This is a genomic window from Dyadobacter sp. HNCC25DJ186 (assembly GCF_056895235.1).
Genome location: NZ_JBXHAS010000001.1, coordinates 706333 through 725476 on the forward strand (window position 1 = coordinate 706333; position 19144 = coordinate 725476).

The following is a 19144-nucleotide window of genomic DNA, read 5'->3' on the forward strand; positions in this document are numbered from 1 at the left end:
GTTATGGTTGATGTTGTAAGAAATATGTAAAAAAAATAGTGCTCGGCGAATTTTCTGTCAGGTTGGCAGAATTAATTTACGGCGAATCTATTTCCAAAGTTAACTTTGAAAATAAAACAATTTAATCACCAAAATCAGAACTGGAAATAGATAAACTGATTGGTTATAAATACGCCCAAAAAGTAGGTCGCGAATGCAATGGTGATAAAAAGAATAAAAAAGGCAGCTGTGTTTTTTGTTGGAATGTTCTGGTAATAACGTTCCTTAATCAATAAAAAAGCTATCAGAAAAACGCAAAACCACATTTCGACTTGATTCAGCGGCGTATTGATTTTGTCGCTCAGCGATGTGGTTGGTAGTTTTTTCAGAATCGTTACCGACTTCGTAATATTATTTCTGAAAAACACCCAGGCCAATGTTACAAGGCTAAATGTGGCCAGGATATTAAACACTCGGATAAAAGCATTGTCAGGAATTACAATCCCTGCTTTTTTCAACCACTTATCCCGCAGCGCTGCTGTAACCTGGTAAGTACCATGCAGACCGCCCCAAATTACAAACTGCCAAAACGGCCCATGCCATAAACCGCTGACCAGAAAAACAATAAACTGATTACGATATTTCTTAAATTCTCCTTTGCGGTTACCGCCCAGGGGAATATACAGATAATCACGAAACCAGGTTGATAATGAAATATGCCATCTGCCCCAGAATTCTGCGACAGATTTTGATTCATACGGTGAACGGAAATTATCCATCAAAGTAAAACCCATCACACGCGCTGCTCCTATCGCGATATCCGAATAACCAGAGAAATCACAGTAAATCTGAAAAGAATAAAAAACCATGGCCGTAACCAACGTCAATCCGTTCTGTTCCGATGGCACAAGATAGGCATAATCAACCACCTGAGATAAACGGTCAGAAATGACTATTTTCTTAAAAAAACCAAAAGCCATTTGCATCAATCCGGATTTCACATTTTCAAAATCATACTTGAAATAAGAATGAAATTGAAACAGCATATTTTGCGGACGTTCGATGGGGCCTGCAACAAGCTGAGGATAAAACATGACATACAGCGCATAAACCCCGAAATGCCGCTCCGGTTTCTGATTCCCACGATATACTTCGATCGTATAACTCATTGCCTGAAACGTGTGAAACGACAATCCGATCGGCAACAAAATATGATTAGCCTTATCGACCATCCAAACCAATATGGGTTGAGGGATAACCCTTTCCAAATGCGGAATCATTGGCCGGAAACCTATACTTTGCAGGACGTGGTTTACAGAATCTTCGAGAAAATTGTAATACTTAAAAAAACAGAGAATCCCGACATTTGAAATAAGACTGATGATCAGTAATAGCTTTTTTCTTTTTTGGTCTTGTGTCTGCGCAATCCAGATTCCGGCATAATAATCGATCACAATGGTACCAAACAGGATCAGAATAAAGACCGGTTTGAAAACCATGTAAAAATAACAGCTCGCTGCAAGCAGAAGAATCCATCGCCCACGCCAGGAAAGGCTGAAATAAGCCAGCGTGACGACAATAAAAAAGACAAGAAACTGTATGGAATTAAAAAGCATCAGTAACGAACGCGCATAGTGTTATTGAATAATTACTTTCTGATCGGTTTTAAAAATCTTCGTACCATTTTTCGATACTGTCCAGACACCAACCTCATATTCTCCGGCCCGAATTGTTCCTTTCGGGCCAATCGCACCGGAGTTGTTCAATGGAAATGAAAAGAGATACAGATTATCTTTTGATTCCAGCATTGCATAATTTCTTTCGCCCGCGGTGGCTGGCTTTTCCTGCGTTATGCTCAAAACTTCCGGTGACAGCTCATTTATTGTAACCTTAGTGGAAGCAGTAACGGAAGAATCTTTCAGCGTCAATTTAGCTTCATCGGCATGGATCAGCGGCTTTGGCAACGAATAAATTCTCATTTTATCAACTTTCAGCAAAGTCGTCGCAAGCATCGTTTCAAAAGGATTATTCTTCGTAGCTCCCAATCCAATCCCGTTTCTTTTTTGATTAAATGCAAAAGCAGTTCTTGCCACAGCAGTTTCTTCAACAATCGGAATGTAATTAAAAAGCGTCGAGGCCCAGACAATTATTGAAACAACCAATGAAGAACCGAAAACGAGAAGTTTCGTTCTACCAGTAAAAGACTGGATTACCAAAATGTAAATTACAGAAGTCATTACGGCGGGATACATTTTGTAAGTGCTCCATAAAATGATATGTGGATCAAAACGTGTCCGAAAAACAACGACAAGAATCATGCTGATCAACACATATACCAAAGTTCCCAGCCAAAAAGCATTCCAGCGGTTGTTATCGTTTTGTAGTTTTGGCAAATGATTATATCTTTTTGCAAGATTTTCAGGGATCCACCTTCCCCAGAACGGAGAAGTAGACAAAATTCCGATCAGCCAGATTACGAATACTGCAAATAAACCCAAACCAGCCAGCGTCGGTATGATCATTCTTTTTGAAAAACCTGCATTGGCAATTATATCAAAATCACCGCCAAGCATGGTAAAAAATGCAATGAATGTGCGGAAGGGATATTGAAGAATATAATCGAAAGCCTTATCATTTCCCTGAACAAAATCATAACCATGGAAATACAGATAAATCGCAGCCGCACCGGAAACGGTCCAAATGAAAGCGTCGCGCCAACGAGCCTGGAATATTAAAAGTACCAGTCCCGAAGGCCATACCATCATCCCGTTTCCCATACTGAACGTGTCGACATAGGCCAGGAAAATAGCCAGAAAAAATGGCCCGGTTCTTCTTTTAGCAAGAAAATATAAACTTGCCACGGAAAGCAAAATAACCATTTGGTACTGTAATGACATGATCGTCATGAAAGTACCTGCATAGGATTGGAAGTTGAATATAAAAAAAGCAATCGGAACAGCCAGAAACCATTTTCCGCCTTGCCGCAGATAACTGTATGTGATGAACCCGAATAGAACGAGGACACTCAAATTTCCGCAGAACGCCAGATTTTTAAAATTCAGTTTATTGGTTACCAGATATTGTCCCAAAACAATCAGACGGGCTGCAAGCACCCGATGTTCGTTGTTCGGGAAAATAATAGTCTGCCATTTTTCGATCAATGACGGTGCTTCGATCCAGTTGACGAGGAAATAAGGAATGTTTTCTATATCGTCAAACCAGGGAATATTGATACTGTACCGGATGCAGAGATAATAAAATACCACTATAACGCCGATCGGCAATAATCCGAGAAGATATCGAACCGGAAGCGGAATTTCTTTTTCGAGACTATTATTCATGTTTATCAACCATAATTATAGCTTCTTTTCCAAAATATCCCGCCATACATTTATTCCACAAAAACTGCTTGTTTTCCTGAATATCATCAAAATAAAGTGATAAAGGACGTGTTTTTATTGGAGGCAAAAACACGACGGCGTCTTTTGAATTCTTGATCAGCGCATACCGTTCCTCCGTCTCCCTGCTAAATGCAGCGGCTTTCCCTTTCAGTAAATCGGTATAGATCATTTTCACATTGGCACTCCGGAAGAAAGAAAACGCAATAGACACGACTAAGAGCGAATACAAAACACCATATCGAAGAAATGACAGCGGAAACTGACCGGAGTATTTTCCGTTGAAATAATGAAAAATCACACCCACTACATAGAACCAGCCAATCAGGAAAAACAGATAAACACAGTTGATCGCCCGGGCCGAAGGATCAATTCCGATTCCATAGTACGATGGAAAAATCTGGGCTGACAATACACCGATATAAAGTAAAATGGCAAACCAGAGGGGCATTGAAAAATATTTCCTTGCGCCGACAGATATTTTGGAAAGTACAATTAACCAGGCCAGTGAAAAGATCAGAAGTGGTGTTTTAAAAATCCAGCTAAAACTTGAAACGGCCAGGTATTTGAACGATGAGATCAGCGAAAAAGTAAAATTCCGGCTTAACGGATTTCCATCCAGACGGGCCTGATTGCCGGGCGCCATAAAAAAGAAATAACAGGATATTGCAGCCACGACGAGCATGCTGATCATCAAACCGTCAATCTTCTTGTGAAAAACAAGTCGGTAAAAGCATAAGGCTGCGATCAGCACGATCATGATCAGCAGGTTGGTTTCACTGCATCCGATAACGGCAAACACGAAAAAATTTGCCAAAACGGCGAGTAACGTTTTTTTCGTATCCTGGCGATACCAGTCTAAAACAACAGAAACCCACAAAAGCGTCATGATATTGGGAACCGTATAAGTTACGAAGGATGCCATCCAGTAAAAACCTTCCACAATACTCGCCATTTTCAGGATATAAAGAAAGAAGACGATACCGGCAAATCCCAGGTGGGCGATGCGCGACAGTGTAGGTGTGAGGTGTCTGAATAAATTAAACAGGGCAAAAATTAAACCGGCAAATAAAATAACCGGAAGCACCTTAAAGCCAATAATGGAATGAAACAAAAGCGGATTGGAATGGTTAAGAAAAATTCCAAAATAACGCCCAGTCCAACCTGAATAATAAAAATTCATAGCTTCCAGCCAGCTATATTTAAACACTGTATCGATATAACAATAATCGTCTGCCGGAGAAGGGTGGTTGAAATAGGAAAGTGCAAGCAAAGGCAAGAGCACGCTTAATAAAAGCAGCACGTTTATAGAATTGCCAACGGTGCGGTATTTCTTATAAAATCTATTCATTAACTGTTTTTTCAATAATGTAACGTGGACGGCCCTTTACCTCTTCGTAAATTTTACCGATATACTCGCCGATCAGTCCCAGCGCCATCATATTAGAGCCGCTGAAAAAAGTAAGGGGAAGCATCGTTGAGGTCCAACCCGGAACGGTATGTCCAATTATAAATGAAAAAAATATGTAAGCCACGATCACCATCGCGACCATAAAATTAAAAAATCCAAAATAAAGCACCAGTCGCATCGGGAAGGTTGAAAAAGAAGTAATTCCATTCCAGGCGAAAAGCAGCATTTTATTTAACGGATATTTAGTTTCACCAGCGACGCGTTCCAGACGATTGTAAATCACCTTATCATTCCGGAAACCAACCAGCGGAACAATGCCCCGCAGAAACATATTAATCTCCTTGAAATTGCCAAGTTCCTGAAGAACCCGGCGGTCCATCAGACGAAAATCTGCATGATTGAAGACTACCGGAACACCCATTTTCTGCATCAATACATAAAAACCTTCTGCTGAAAAACGCTTAAACCAGCTATCGGAACTTCTGTCACCGCGAACACCGTAGACGACCATTGCACCCTCGCGGTGTTTTTCAATCATGGAAGTTATTGCATTGATATCATCCTGCAAATCCGCATCGATGGTAATAAAACAGTCAAAATTATCTATATGTTTTTCCAGGCCAGCCATAATTGCGCTTTGATGTCCGAAATTTCTTGACAATTTCACGCCGATAATCGTGTCGTCCTGCTGGCATAAATCTTCAATAATATCCCAGGTTTTATCCCGGCTGCCATCATTTACAAAACAGATCTTGCTATCCTCAGCAATAAGTCCCCGTTCCTTAATACCAGCATAATAGGTTTTCAGCGTTGAATAGGTAAGATTCAAAATTGCTTCCTCATTGTAACATGGTACTACTAAAAGCAGACGAGATGGATTCATGTTAAGTGTTTTGTTGACGCGACAAAAATAGTCGTAATATGTTAATTAAATAGGTTCCGGCCATTTTTGAGAATTCTTTCTGGATTCTAAGGCCAAAATTTACAATGCGAAATACGTTAGCGCGGCAATGTTTTGTAAAGCAATAACCCGATAAAAGAGAAAACCATATTAGGCAGCCATACCGCAAATAGCGTACTAACCGTCCCAGCCTCTGCGACTCCTTTTGACAAAAGAAAAAACAGGATATAGATGAAGGCAAGCATAAATCCGAGTGCAATTTGCCAGCCGACACCACGCCTGCTCTTTCTGGCAGAAACGATTACACCGATAGAGGTAAGGATTAAAATGGCGAAAGGCTGTGTGAAACGTACATATTTTTCGATCATATAAACTTCCAACCCGTCTGCGCCACGGCTTTTCAGGAGGTCAATATAAGTGTTAAGTTCCGGAAGCGTGAAAGTTTCATATAGGTTGTAATTACTTTCAAAATCTTTTGGAAAAAGATTGATTGTGGTATCAATATCTTTCGGGTAACTCAGTTTTTCGCTTAAACTGTCGATTGTGCGCACCTGAATATTCTGCAATGACCATTTTTGCTTTTTGGGCTGCCAAACGATCTTGTCTGCGGAAAGTTTCTGGATCAGCTGATTACCCTTGATGGTTTCCATGGTGAATTTATTCCCCGTCTTCGTGGCATTATTATAACTTTCCAGATAGGCGTAAACATCCGGTGCAATGGTAATATGCACGTTACGGCCCCCAAAAGTAAATTCAGCTTTCACATACGTTTTTTCGAAAGTGTTTCTGATCTTATTCGCCTTTGGTAAAATCCATCCAACCTGAACAAAAGTAACACCACCAAGTATGGTCGCACCGACAAGATAAGGGAGAAGAATTCTTCCGAAACTTATTCCGCTGCTCAGCATCGCAACAATTTCAGTCCTGGCCGCAATGCGGGAAGTGAAGAAAACGGTCGCAATAAAAACCATCAGCGGACTGATATAATTAATCCAGTAAGGGATCAGATTGAGATAATAATCAACCAGGATTTCGTTTAAGGGTGCCTTTTTCTCAAGAAAATCGTCAACCTTTTCGGTATAGTCGATCATACAAATGATCAGCACGATCACAAAAGCAACGAAAAAATAAGTAATCAGGAAATTCTTGATCAGGTAACGATCCAATATTTTCAATCTCATGGCTTGGTAAGTCTCATCGGCGTTGTACTAATAAATTTTTGGAAACCTCAAGACTTATAAACAACGTATGGTTTTCATTAATCTGTACAGATGCAGACTTATCATATTCGTTAATTTCTGTTATTTCGATCACCGAACCAAGCGTAATTCCGGCTCTGTCCAAATGCTGAAGAAACGAAGGGGCATGATCCAACACACCCATCATTCTCACTTTTTCTCCAATCTGGACATCAGTCAAAACCAGGTAATCAGGCTCTGTTAAATTTCCTTTTGCATCCGGAATCGGGTCTCCGTGCGGGTCAAAACGCGGGTGTCCTAAAAAAGCGTCCAGACGTTCTACCAAATGATCGGAAGGAATATGTTCAAGCTCTTCTGCAATGTCATGCACTTCATCCCAGCCGAACCCCAGTTTTTCAACCAGGAAAACTTCCCACAATCTGTGTTTTCGTATCACATTGATCGCCACTTTCTCTCCTGCTTCGGTCAACCTCACCCCCTGATACTTTTTATAGTGTATCAATCCTTTCTCCGCCAGCTTCCGCAACATATCCGTTACGGAGGCAGCGCGCGTAGAAGTACTTTCAGCCAAAGCGTTTGTGCTCACTTCCAGCCCCTCACGCCCTGAAAGAGCATGAATAATCTTTAAATAATTTTCTTCTGTGAAGGAGTTCTGCATCATCAATTTATTCCAAAACCTCAATATATCAGCAAAAGTACAATTTACTAATCGGATTTAAAAAAATTTAGATTAACCTAAAAATTATTTGGAGTTTTTCATATCTTTGTTTTCAATAAACCAAATTGTTTATTTTAGACATTCGAAAAATGTTTGACAATTTAATTGCGAAAGATTCCTTGCTTAAAAATATAACGGAAGATACCGACAAACTCGCTTCTTTATCAGAAGTGCACGCTTCTATAAACGTGCCAGAGGGCGCTGGTTTCTGGAAAAAATTATTTGCTTTTACCGGTCCCGGCCTCATGGTTGCGGTCGGATACATCGATCCGGGTAACTGGGCGACTGATATTGAAGGCGGATCCCGGTTCGGTTATACCTTGCTTACCGTCATTTTAATTTCCAATTTGTTTGCGATGCTTTTACAGCATTTATCGCTGAAACTTGGCATTGCCGCCGGTCGCGATCTCGCACAGGCCTGCAGGGATTATTATTCAAAACCTGTATCTATGGTTTTGTGGTTTCTGTCAGAAATCGCCATCGCAGCTACCGACCTTGCCGAGGTAATTGGGTCAGCGATTGCATTAAACTTATTATTCGGACTGCCTTTGCCAGTTGGGATTATATTGACCGCACTCGATGTGTTACTTGTTTTATATTTTCAAAAAAGAGGTTTCCGTATTATTGAGAGCATTATCGGAGGATTAATGGGTGTCATTCTAGTGAGTTTTATTTATGAAATGATTGTTTCCCAGCCTTCTGTTGCAGGTATCGTCGGCGGATTATTACCAAAAATGGAAATCGTGACAAATCCTGGCATGTTATATATTGCTATCGGGATTCTTGGCGCAACAGTAATGCCCCATAACCTTTACCTTCATTCAAGTATTGTCCAAACACGAAATTTTAAACGCGACGATGTGGGAAAACGGAGCGCCATAAAATTTGCAACCATTGATTCGACTATTTCTCTTGGACTTGCATTTTTTATCAACGGCTCGATTTTGATTTTGGCAGCAGCTGCTTTTCACAACAACGGACATCGTGAGATTGCTGACATTACAGATGCTTATCATTTACTTGATCCGGTACTTGGCGTAAGTCTTGCCGGGGTTTTCTTTGCTTTGGCACTACTCGCTTCCGGTCAAAGTTCTACACTTACCGGCACACTGGCGGGACAAATTGTGATGGAAGGATTTCTTAACATTCGTCTGAAACCGTGGCTTCGCAGGATGATCACCCGTGGCATTGCAATTGTGCCTGCACTGATTGTTGCTACACTTTACGGAGAAAAAGGAACTGCCGAGCTGCTGGTTTTCAGCCAGGTGATTTTATCGCTTCAACTTAGTTTCGCGGTTGTTCCACTGGTGTTATTTACAGCCAATAAATCGATTATGGGAAAATTTGCCAATTCGAGAGCAGTCACCATAATAAGCTGGATCGTAACGCTAATCATCATACTATTAAATGGTTACCTGCTATTTAGGACGCTTTTTTAAAAACAGCTAACTACGCATAAATTAATTTTTTGGTAGACAAGTATCTACTTTGCCCGCGGTTTCCTAACTTTCGTCGATTTTAAGAAAAAAATTGAATGGAACCCAAACACAATTTTGACAAAATCTCTGCTGCTGGTATTCTTATTGCTTTCGGAATTATTTATGGAGACATAGGTACTTCGCCGCTCTATGTAATGCAGGCCATCATCGGCAAAGAGGTTATTACCGAAGAAATCATCTACGGTTCACTCTCCTGTATCGTTTGGACACTAACACTTCAGACGACTGTAAAGTATGTAATCCTGATTTTGAGAGCAGATAACCGGGGTGAAGGAGGGATTTTCGCATTGTATGCGCTGGTCCGGAAACATGCCCGGTGGCTGACAGTCCCGGCCATTATTGGTGGAAGTACGCTACTTGCAGATGGTATTATTACCCCGCCGATTTCAGTTTCGTCAGCTGTGGAAGGGCTTCGGATCCTTTATCCAAATATCCAGACCATCCCGATCGTTATCGCCATCCTGACGCTGATTTTTTTGATCCAGGCTTTTGGGACGAAGATCGTTGGACGTGCTTTCGGGCCGATCATGATTACATGGTTTTCCATGCTAGGTGTTTTGGGATTATACCAGATTTTAGAGCATCCAGAAATTTTCAAGGCATTAAATCCTTTATATGGATACGAACTGCTGACCCAACATCCCGGAGGATTCTGGATGCTGGGAGCCGTTTTTCTTTGTACAACGGGAGCAGAAGCACTTTATACCGACCTTGGGCATTGTGGACGTGCAAATATTCGTATCAGCTGGATTTTTGTAAAGATCTGTCTGGTACTTAATTATTTCGGACAAGGCGCCTGGTTACTGTCTGAAATTGGCAATATGCTTCAGGATCGCAAACCATTTTACGAAGTAATGCCTGACTGGTGGCTTTTGCCAGGAATTACCATCGCTACATCGGCTGCCATTATTGCCAGCCAGGCGTTGATATCAGGATCTTTTACTTTGATTTCAGAAGCAATCCGTCTGAATTTCTGGCCAAAAGTTCGGTTGGTTTATCCGAGTGATCAAAAGGGGCAATTGTATGTTCCCAGCGTAAACTGGCTATTATGGCTTGGCTGTATGGTGGTGGTATTCTATTTTAAAGAATCTTCACACATGGAAGCAGCCTATGGTTTGGCGATCACGCTGACCATGATCATGACCACTATCCTTTTCTCATACTATCTCTATCTGAAAAAAGTCAATCTCTGGATTGTCATAGGATTCATGCTTTTGTATCTATCCATAGAAGGGCTTTTCCTTGGGGCAAATCTTTTGAAATTTACACACGGTGGCTGGTTTACAATTCTGATCGGGGTTTTGGTTGCAGGTTTAATGACCGTTTGGTTGAGAGCCTTTTATATCAAGTTACGTTTAACAGAATATACAAAACTTGAAACATACCTGCCTGGCCTGCGCGAGCTGAGCCGTGATATCAGCATTCCAAAATACACGACACATTTGGTTTTCATGACCAATGCGTCACGTGTGTCAGAGATTGAGACGAAAGTAATTTATTCGATCTTCCAGAAACGGCCAAAACGTGCTGATATTTACTGGTTTATACACGTAGATACAACCGATGATCCGTACACAATGGAATACAAGGTGAACACCATTGACGATGATGAAACGGTGATCAAGGTAAATTTCAAACTTGGATTCCGTGTTGAACAGCGTATTAACCTCTTTTTCAGAAAAGTTGTTGAAGACATGGTGATGAATAAAGAAGTGGATATTACAAGCCGATACGAATCATTGAGCCGCCAGAACGTGACAGGAGATTTTCGTTTTGTAGTTCTTGAACGTTTCCTTTCTTTTGAAAACGACCTGCCATTCCTGGAACAAATGATTATGAAAGCATACTTCTTCGTGAAAGATTTTACGACGCCGGAAGACAAATGGTTTGGTCTGGACAGCAGTTCGGTTAAGATTGAAAAGGTACCGCTGATCATTCGCCCGGTTGAAAATGTAAAACTGAGAAGGGTTTACAGCTAGATTAAAATATAAAACATTGAAAAGGATCAATAACGCTAAGTATGAAAGCGGTTATTGATCCTTTTATTTTTTCATTTGTTTCCATTATTAATCTGTAAAATTGTGTTTAAAAATTTTATCCTCCACCTGCTTTTCTCGATCTCAGGAATCGGAGCAATGGCTCAAAACTCTTCGGTCATTATCCCAATAGAGACAAACCAAAATGCGCTCATACTTCAAACTGATAATGAAAATCATCTGGAAATAACCTATTTCGGAAAAAAATTGAGTCAGGCTTCTGAGTATAAAGTCATTCCTCTGCAAAGCAGACAGCGTGACGAGAATGCCGGCATTTACAATTCCGCCTATACGCCATCAGGGACCTGGAGCGTGTCAGAACCTGCTTTGCAACTAACGCATGGAGATGGCAACAAATCTTTGGATCTGGTTTATGTAAGTCATACGACAACGAAGCAGGACCACAATGTCAGACTTACCAGCATCGTTTTAAAAGATCCCGTTTATCCTGTCGAAGTAACGTTATTTTACAAAATTTACGCATCTGAAAATGTAGTGGAGCAATGGAGTGTTATTAAAAGCGAGGAGAAAAATCCTGTTTTACTTCAAAAATACGCTTCTGCAAATCTGTATTTTGTTGCCAAGGATTACTATTTGACACATTACAACGGAAGCTGGGCAAATGAAATGAACCCGGAAGAAGAATTGCTGACTGCCGGAATCCGTGTGCTTGATTCAAAACTGGGGACACGCGCCAATCTCTTTCAGCCGCCAAGTTTCTCCTTGTCATTTGACAAACCTGCAACGGAAACCGAAGGAAAAGTATTACTTGGAACACTGGCCTGGTCTGGGAATTTCCGTATGGATTTTGAAGTGGACTCTCACCATAACCTCCGGCTTATCGCAGGAATCAATTCTTTTGCGTCAGAATATCCGCTGGCTTCTAAGCAGGAATTTAAAACGCCGTCCTTCATCTATACTTTTTCAGAAAATGGAAAAGGTGAAGCAAGTCGAAATCTGCATAATTGGGCAAGAAAATATAGAATTCTGGATGGCGAAGGTTCAAGATTGACACTGCTGAACAATTGGGAAGCTACTTATTTTGATTTTAACGAGGAAAAAATTTCAGAACTTTTCAAAGATGGAAAAAAATTAGGTGTTGATCTGTTTTTATTGGATGATGGCTGGTTTGCTAACAAATATCCTCGCAACAACGACAAAACCGGCTTAGGCGACTGGCAGGAAAACGTCAAAAAACTTCCCCACGGAATTGGCTATTTGGTGAAAGAAGCGCAAAAAACCGGAATTAAATTCGGGATTTGGGTTGAGCCGGAAATGGTCAATCCTAAGAGTGAGTTATATGAAAAACATCCGGACTGGGTGATCAAACAGCCGCAAAGACCGGAGCATTATATGCGAAACCAGCTGCCGCTGGATCTTTCCAACCCGGAAGTTCAGGATTTTGTTTACGGCGTTCTTGATAAACTTTTTACAGAAAACCCGGACATCGCTTATATTAAATGGGACTGTAATGCGATCACCTATAATGCCTATTCCGCTTATCTTGAAAAAAGCAAACAAAAACAATCGCAGCTATACGTTGACTATGTGAAAGGGCTATACAAAGTACTGGAAAAAATGCGGGCAAAATATCCCAAAATTCCGATGATGTTATGCTCAGGTGGCGGTGGGCGCGTCGACTATGAAGCGCTTAAATATTTCACAGAATTCTGGCCAAGTGACAATACCGATCCAATGGAAAGAATTTTCATGCAGTGGGAATATTCTTATTTTTTCCCTGCGCTCACGCAAAGTGCTCATGTGACGGATTGGGGGAAACAGCCGTTAAAATTTCGCACGGATGTGGCCATGATGGGGAAATTGGGTTATGATATTGTGGTAAGTCATTTGAGTGAGAAAGACCTGAAATTCAGCCAGCAGTCGGTTGCCACTTATAATGCCATTAAAGACGTTGTCTGGCATGGCGACTTATACCGATTGGTTGACCCGAAAAAGAATGAGTATTCTGCTTTGATGTTCAGCACAAAAAAGAAGGATAGGGCAATTCTTTTTTCTTATCTGGTAAGTAACCGCTATGGGGCTGGTTCTGACACTCCATTCAGATTGCAAGGCCTGGATCCGGCGAAAAAATATAAAATAAAAGAGTTGAATCTTTATCCCGAAACCAAAACTTCGTTGAAAGAAGATCAGATTTATTCAGGTGAATATTTGATGACTGTCGGTTTTAACCCCGCTGTAAATGCCAGAAGAACGAGTGTTATTGTTGAGATTAATGCGGTGGAGTAGTGCTTTTAATGCTTTAAGCGTCTACAATTAAGTGATTTGAAAAGTAGACGCTTATTTTAACAATTTAAACATTTGATCCAGTTCTTTACTTGTGATAGTACCCTTTTCTGACTTGTCATATATTGAAGATAGATAGTTGAGTCGACTATTTGGATATAGGTAATTACCCTGGCTCCGCCAGATTTACCTTTTCCTTTTGAATTTATTGCCAACCGGACTTTATAAAAATTATTTCCCAGCGGTTTCCCTATATCGGGTTTTTCGGCAAGTTCCACTATTAGGTCCGACAAGTCTTGTTTTAGCGAAGGATATTTTTTTGAAAGTCTCTTTGCTTGCTTATCAAAAAGTGAAATTGAAAATATTTTATAGCTCATCTAGCAGGGCTTGTATGGGACGAGCCTTAACCTTTCCTTGGCCAACTAATTTTAGCTCGATCAGGGCCTGCGTAATTTCTTCCATAAGCTGCGTTTTAGTCGGTTCTTCATCCTCCAAATTGGCCAGCTCTTCATATTGCTTTTTCAGCTTATCCCATTCATTGATCGAAATAAAGACCCCAGTCGCTTTTCCTTTACTGTCTTGTATCACCTGAACTCTCATAATATAATCCGCTAAGTATATTTAACTCTAACTAAAAGCGACACCTACTTTAAATAAACCCCTTCATCCGCACTGCGGCTCAAAATCACTTCTACCCTTTCACTGATTGTAGTACTTAATGAATACCCTACATAATCAGCAGAAATCGGGAATTTGTGATGCTCTCTGTCCACGATCACGGCGACCTGGACCTTTTTCATCTGAACTTTCAGAAACGGTTCAAGCGCAAAAGCGAGTGTGCGGCCCGTATTTAAAACATCATCTACGACCACAACAACCTGATTTTCGACCTGAACAGATGCGTCGTCAAAATGAATTTCACTTTGCTGATTAGTCGTTTTGTCAAATCGCAATTCGATCAATTTGACTTCCAATGGAGAAATCGATTTCAATTCCTGCGTCAGCGCTTTGGCAAATTCATATCCTTCACCCACGATTCCCGCCAGGATAATCTCCTTTTCTTCAAAATTCTGCTCATATATTTCAAATGCAATCCGGCGAATTTTTTGCCGTGTTTGCAGTGAAGTCAATATTTGACGGTGTGTGGTTGTATTATTATCTGTCATGAGACTATGGGTTCAAATCTAAAATCAACTTCTTATTTATTATCCTGATCTTATTCTTTTGTAAAAATCCTATAATCCTGGATGACAACAAAAGAAATTTGGATGTTTTACTATTATTTATTTATCCGGACAAAATTAACGATCCACTCTGCAATGCTTTTTTCAGCAGTTGGCAGTTCCAGGCTCATAATTCCAAATTCCACTTTGCGCGCACCTATCCGTTCCACCCGTAATTCCATTAAGGCTTTGTTGTACAATTTAGGAAATTCCGGGTGCGCCTGAATGCCGAGCATTTTTTCCCCTACCCTGAATATGGCAACAGGACAATCCGGAGTCTGTCCTAATAAAGTACTGTGGGGAGGAAGTATCAAAACCTGATCCTGGCACATCATCAACAAATTAAAATCTGATAGCGGTGGATTCATCCAGCTTTCAAAAGCAAGCATTTCAAAAGGATGAACGCCGACACACCAGCCAACGTCAGATTTCTGAACCTTTCCGCCGAGTGCCTCTCCCAGCATCTGATGTCCAAAACAAATACCTATATAAGTTTTATTTGCCTGATATAAATTTTGAACAAAAGTTTTTAACTGGTGAATCCAGGGCTCATTGTCATATACAGAAGATTTAGATCCTGTACAGATGTACGCGTCGCAGGCATCGATCGAATCCGGAAAATGGCCATTGCAGACATCAAAAAAGATAAACTCCCAGTCAGGCGCTGCGGAAGCAAACAAGACCGGGAACATTTGCCGGTAATCTCCTGCAATCGGGAGCAATTCTTCCCGCACGTGGTCACATTCTAAAAGGCCGATTTTCATTTAATCCTGTTTCGAAAATTTAACGCAATATCTAAAACAGTAATGTCTTCATCAAAATTATTATGAACTGAAAAATCTTAACCGCCGCATTTTCAAAACTTAACCCTTAAATAACTGACTTTTTGACGTATATTCATTTAACTCAAACAAAAACACGCCATTATTTCCGACTTATTGCTCCGGCACACTGTTTGACAAAAAGAGATATATCACTTAATTCAACTAAATACCGCCATGAACTTTAACCAATATACCATCAAGGCGCAGGAGATCATACAACATGCAGCGCAAATGGCCCAGGGCAATCAGCAACAGGCTATTGAAACCGGGCACGTCGTGAAATCCATTTTGGAAGAAGATCCAAACACGTCGCAGTTTATTCTTAATCAATTAAATATAAGTGCAGATGTTTTGAACAACCGTCTGCAAAAAATACTTGACAGTTATCCGAAAGTTACCGGATCAAGCCAGTCATTTTTGGGAAATGACCTGGCCGCCGCTACTGCCAAAGCGCAAAACTATCTAAAAGAATTCGGCGACGAATTCATTAGTATCGAGCTGATTTTATTAGGGATTTTGAGTGGAAAAGATTCCACAGCGACCATGATGAAAGAAGTTGGGTTTAAGGAAAAAGAGCTGATTAATGCCATCAAAGAACTTAGAGGTAAAAACAATCCCGTGAAAGATCAAAACGCAGAAGCAAAATATCGTTCTCTGGAACGATACAGCAAAAACCTGAATGAGCTTGCCAAAGCTGGAAAAATCGATCCTGTAATTGGTAGAGATGAAGAAATCAGACGGGTTTTACAAATTTTAAGCCGACGTACCAAAAACAACCCGATTCTTCTTGGAGAACCCGGCGTTGGTAAAACAGCAATCGTAGAAGGACTTGCGCAGAGAATTGTGCAGGGCGACGTTCCGGAGAACCTGAAATCAAAAATTATCGCATCCCTCGATATGGGCTTGCTGATCGCGGGTGCGAAATATAAAGGCGAATTTGAAGAACGTCTGAAAGCGGTGATCAAGGAAGTGACTGATTCTGAGGGAGAAATCGTGTTGTTCATTGACGAAATTCATACGTTGATCGGCGCAGGTGGTGGCGGTGAAGGTGCGATGGATGCTGCGAACTTGCTCAAACCAGCGTTGGCCCGTGGCGAATTGCATGCGATCGGAGCGACGACGCTGAAAGAATATCAAAAATATATGGAGAAGGATAAGGCGCTGGAACGTCGTTTTCAGGCTGTCATGGTAGACGAACCAACCATTCCTGACGCCATTAGTATATTACGCGGTATCAAGGAAAAATATGAACTCCACCATGGTGTAAGAATCCAGGATGATGCCGTAATCGCTGCGGTTGAACTGTCGACGCGTTATATCAGCGACCGTTTTCTTCCTGACAAAGCGATTGACTTAATGGACGAAGCCGCGTCAAAACTTCGTCTGGAAATGGACAGCGTTCCGGAAGAACTGGATGAGTTGAATCGTAAGGTGATGCAGCTTGAAATTGAGCGTGAAGCCATTCGCCGTGAAAATAATAAAGAAAAAGAAACGATTTTAAACAAAGAAATTGCCGACCTGAGCGAAAAACGCAATAGTCTGAAAGCGCTTTGGGAAAATGAAAAGGGCAAAGTGAATGAAGTACGTTCTTTAAAAGAGCAAACTGAACAGCTGCGTCTAGAAGCCGAGCAGGCAGAACGCTCAGGAGATTTCGGAAAAGTTGCTGAAATCAGATACGGCCGGATTCCGGAAGTCAACAAGCGTCTCGCAGAATTGCAGGCATCCGAAAATGCCGAAAGCCTGATGCAGGAAGAAGTGACACCGGAAGAAATTGCAGAAGTTGTGGCCAAATGGACGGGAATTCCGGTCGTTAAAATGCTGCAAAGCGATAAGGAAAAATTGTTGAATCTGGAAGCGCATCTGCACCAACGTGTGGCTGGTCAGGAAGAAGCGATCACGCTGGTTTCGGATGCAGTGCGCCGTAGCCGCGCGGGATTACAAGATTCGAAGCGTCCGCTTGGAAGTTTTCTTTTCCTTGGGCCCACGGGTGTCGGTAAGACTGAGCTAGCCAAAACCCTGGCTGAATATTTATTCAACGATGAAAATTCGATGGTGCGGATTGATATGAGCGAATATCAGGAACGTCATGCAGTAAGTCGTCTAGTTGGAGCCCCTCCGGGTTATGTTGGTTATGATGAAGGCGGTCAACTAACAGAAGCCGTTCGTCGCAAGCCTTACAGCGTAATTTTATTGGATGAGATTGAAAAGGCACATCCGGACGTCTGGAATATACTTTTGCAGGTACTGGACGAGGGGCGTTTAACTGATAACAAAGGTCGTGTTGCCAATTTCAAAAACACGATTATCATCATGACCTCTAACATCGGAAGCCATATTATTCAGGAAAAATTTGCCGAAGACGAAGGTTGGAACCATACTTTGATCGTCGAAGAAGCGAAGAAGGAAGTGCTTGATCTGTTGAAAGCGTCAGTTCGCCCTGAGTTTTTGAACAGGATCGACGAGATCGTGTTATTTGAACCACTTTCAATGAAAAATATCCGAAAAATCGTGGATATCCAGTTCAAAGGAATTCAAAAAATGCTGATGGAGCAAGGCGTAACACTGGACTCCACAGACGAGGCGCTGACCAAACTTGGTGAGGAAGGATTTGATCCTGCATTTGGTGCGCGTCCTTTGAAACGTGTACTGCAGAGAAAAATACTTAACGAGCTTTCAAAAGGTATTTTAAGTGGTCAGGTTGCCAAGGATTCTGTCATCATGATGGAGCTGAACGCGGATGGCGATTTGATTTTTGAAAATGTCGGAAGCGTCGAGATTTAATTAACAGGAAAATTAATATGATGGGTAAGCAGAAAAATTTCTGCTTACCCATTTCTTTTACCATGAATTATTTGTAATTTAACAATACAAAATCACGTTATAATCAAGTGGTTATCTCGCCTCTAAATACCAGCTTTTCTATTTCCCTCGAATTTATTTTTGGTTGGCATATTTTTTGTAATTATTATTTTTATTAAAAAATTTCCAGTTATAATTCAAAATAATTCACAGTATGGACTCGACATCAAATGTAATGAAGGTTGCTATATTAGTAGCGGACGGATTTGAGCAGGTTGAAATGACCTGCCCACGTGAGACATTGAAAAACAATGGTGCGACAACCCATATCATCTCTCCAAATAAGGACACGGTTAAAGGTTGGAACCATGTAGATTGGGGGGAGGTACATAAGGTGGATGTTCCTTTGGACAATGCGCGTGCAGATTATTATGATGCACTGGTTTTGCCCGGTGGCGTCATGAATCTGGACGCCCTTCGTACGAATCCCAAAGCAGTACAGTTTGTACGTTCATTTTTCAAAAACCATAAGCCGGTTGCAGCTATCTGTCACGGTCCTCAAATCCTGATTGATGCTGACGTCGCGCTGGGAAGGACTTTAACTTCCAATGCTGCCATTAGAATTGACTTGGAAAATGCCGGGGCAATTTGGGTTGACAAAGACGTAGTCACAGATAATGGACTTATAACGAGCAGAAAAACTGACGATCTTCCTTCTTTTATCAAAAAAATGATGAAAGAATTCAATCTCGAACTTCATCAATAAAACTAATAACGAGGCAAAATATATTGCCATTGCGCATGATATTCAATTTCGATTGAGTTTCATGCGCATTTTTTTTATACCCAAATCACCTTTTGATTCCGATCAAACTTAACAATCTTTGCCGGACGTAATTTTTAACCGGCCTTT

14 protein-coding genes are annotated in these 19144 nt (G+C 41.1%); 5 read left to right on the forward strand and 9 right to left on the reverse strand.

All coding sequences use genetic code 11. From position 1 onward, the window contains the following. Window positions 1–134: 134 nt before the first annotated feature. From AC1XUO_RS02925 to AC1XUO_RS02950, 6 genes are all read right to left on the reverse strand, one after another. A complete protein-coding gene (locus tag AC1XUO_RS02925) occupies window positions 135–1595 on the reverse strand; it encodes an MBOAT family O-acyltransferase (protein ID WP_483328257.1) in 1461 nt (486 codons plus the stop codon). Window positions 1596–1616: 21 nt separating this feature from the next. Next, a complete protein-coding gene (locus AC1XUO_RS02930) occupies window positions 1617–3320 on the reverse strand; it encodes a hypothetical protein (RefSeq protein ID WP_483328258.1) in 1704 nt (567 codons plus the stop codon). Further along, window positions 3313–4728 (reverse strand): DUF6056 family protein, encoded by a 1416-nt coding sequence (locus AC1XUO_RS02935; protein ID WP_483328259.1) that lies wholly within the window; start codon window positions 4726–4728, stop codon window positions 3313–3315. Before AC1XUO_RS02935 ends, AC1XUO_RS02930 begins: the two co-directional genes overlap by 8 nt. After that, window positions 4721–5671 carry a glycosyltransferase family 2 protein gene (locus tag AC1XUO_RS02940; RefSeq protein WP_483328260.1) on the reverse strand — a complete coding sequence of 317 codons (951 nt, stop codon included), beginning with the start codon at window positions 5669–5671 and terminating at the stop codon, window positions 4721–4723. Before AC1XUO_RS02940 ends, AC1XUO_RS02935 begins: the two co-directional genes overlap by 8 nt. 116 nt (window positions 5672–5787) lie before the next feature. Further along, a complete protein-coding gene (locus AC1XUO_RS02945) occupies window positions 5788–6864 on the reverse strand; it encodes an LptF/LptG family permease (RefSeq protein WP_483328659.1) in 1077 nt (358 codons plus the stop codon). Between the two features lie 19 nt (window positions 6865–6883). Continuing rightward, window positions 6884–7546, reverse strand: coding sequence for a metal-dependent transcriptional regulator (locus AC1XUO_RS02950; protein WP_235150414.1), 663 nt, complete (start codon window positions 7544–7546; stop codon window positions 6884–6886). 149 nt (window positions 7547–7695) lie between these two features. On the opposite strand from AC1XUO_RS02950, the gene AC1XUO_RS02955 reads away from it, so the two are divergent. The 3 genes from AC1XUO_RS02955 to AC1XUO_RS02965 all read left to right on the forward strand — a co-directional run bounded on the left by AC1XUO_RS02955 (window position 7696) and on the right by AC1XUO_RS02965 (window position 13388). Beyond that, on the forward strand, window positions 7696–9045 hold the full coding sequence (locus AC1XUO_RS02955; RefSeq protein WP_483328261.1) for an Nramp family divalent metal transporter: 1350 nt from the start codon (window positions 7696–7698) through the stop codon (window positions 9043–9045). Between the two features lie 95 nt (window positions 9046–9140). Further along, entirely contained in the window at window positions 9141–11084 is a 1944-nt protein-coding gene (locus AC1XUO_RS02960; protein ID WP_483328262.1) for a KUP/HAK/KT family potassium transporter, read from the forward strand. Window positions 11085–11186: 102 nt separating this feature from the next. Beyond that, window positions 11187–13388: an alpha-galactosidase gene (locus AC1XUO_RS02965; protein ID WP_483328263.1), complete on the forward strand. Its 2202-nt coding sequence runs from the start codon at window positions 11187–11189 to the stop codon at window positions 13386–13388. Window positions 13389–13751: 363 nt separating this feature from the next. On the opposite strand, the gene AC1XUO_RS02970 is transcribed toward AC1XUO_RS02965, so the two are convergent. The 3 genes from AC1XUO_RS02970 to AC1XUO_RS02980 form a co-directional block, all read right to left on the reverse strand. After that, window positions 13752–13985 carry a hypothetical protein gene (locus tag AC1XUO_RS02970; protein ID WP_483328264.1) on the reverse strand — a complete coding sequence of 78 codons (234 nt, stop codon included), beginning with the start codon at window positions 13983–13985 and terminating at the stop codon, window positions 13752–13754. Window positions 13986–14029: 44 nt separating this feature from the next. Beyond that, complete coding sequence (locus tag AC1XUO_RS02975; protein ID WP_483328265.1) at window positions 14030–14551, reverse strand: phosphoribosyltransferase family protein; 522 nt, start codon at window positions 14549–14551, stop codon at window positions 14030–14032. Window positions 14552–14664: 113 nt separating this feature from the next. Next, complete coding sequence (locus AC1XUO_RS02980; protein WP_483328266.1) at window positions 14665–15372, reverse strand: glutamine amidotransferase-related protein; 708 nt, start codon at window positions 15370–15372, stop codon at window positions 14665–14667. A 234-nt stretch (window positions 15373–15606) separates the two neighbouring features. Here AC1XUO_RS02980 and clpB point away from each other — a divergent pair, with 234 nt between their 5' ends. Together clpB and AC1XUO_RS02990 are read left to right on the forward strand one after the other, a co-directional pair. Beyond that, entirely contained in the window at window positions 15607–18213 is a 2607-nt protein-coding gene (clpB, locus tag AC1XUO_RS02985) for an ATP-dependent chaperone ClpB (RefSeq protein ID WP_483328267.1), read from the forward strand. A 232-nt stretch (window positions 18214–18445) separates the two neighbouring features. Then, the gene (locus AC1XUO_RS02990; protein ID WP_483328268.1) at window positions 18446–18997 is read left to right on the forward strand and encodes a type 1 glutamine amidotransferase domain-containing protein; all 552 of its coding nucleotides are present in this window, start codon (window positions 18446–18448) and stop codon (window positions 18995–18997) included. Window positions 18998–19144 lie beyond the last annotated feature (147 nt).